Source organism: Blautia sp. AF19-10LB (assembly GCF_003461245.1).
Lineage (GTDB): Bacteria > Bacillota > Clostridia > Lachnospirales > Lachnospiraceae > Blautia_A > Blautia_A intestinihominis.
This window is the reverse complement of sequence record NZ_QTWS01000096.1, coordinates 1-725: the sequence shown is the minus strand read 5'-3', so window position 1 is coordinate 725 and position 725 is coordinate 1. Positions and strand designations below refer to the sequence as shown.

Annotated in this window: 1 protein-coding gene; it reads left to right on the top strand. The window is 29.9% G+C overall.

Features of this window, described 5'->3' with window-relative positions:
- Positions 1–72: 72 nt before the first annotated feature.
- A complete protein-coding gene (locus tag DWX28_RS19225) occupies positions 73–654 on the top strand; it encodes a M56 family metallopeptidase (protein ID WP_118254800.1) in 582 nt (193 codons plus the stop codon).
- The last annotated feature ends 71 nt before the right edge of the window (positions 655–725 follow it).

The following is a 725-nucleotide window of genomic DNA, read 5'->3' as shown; positions in this document are numbered from 1 at the left end:
GATTCTTTGCGCATTTACAGGTTTTCATATAATTTATTTGAAGTAGCACAATAGGTTAATTTAGTAAAATCATTGTCAGCTTTTATTTTTTGCCTTTATTGGTTTGATCCATTTGTCTGGATTTTATATTATTTTTTATCAAAGGACATGGAATTTGCATGTGATGAGGAAGCTATTAGAAATATGGATTATAAAAACCGGAAGGAATATGCTCTTTGCATTTATGAGATGGCAGATTATGATTTAAGATTTTTTTCAGTTGCCAACAGATTTGGAGGAAATTCTGTAAAAGAAAGAATTGTGAAAATTATGAAATTCAAAAAGCATACTCCCTTTATTACTATACTTGCTGTGTTTTTTACTATAACATCTGCATTAGGTGTGTTTGCTTCAAATGAAAATGATAACTTACAAATTGAAATTATTCCCAAAATGTCTAGCCGCGAAGACAATGTGGATGCACCGTTGGGAATCGAGGCAGAAAGTGATTTTTCAGATAACAATACAGATACGGATGAAGCAAATAATTATAGTGTTGATGGTTATGAGTTGTATCCATATTATCGTACATCAGATATGACAGATGAAGAAGTAATAGAAATAGAGAAGCTTCATGAATATAATAGAACTTTTTTTGAAAATCATGAAAAATAAAATAACTATTTGAAGGAGCTTCTTGTATAATTCAAATATAGGGAATTCCGAGAAAGAAGGTTGAGAAAAAA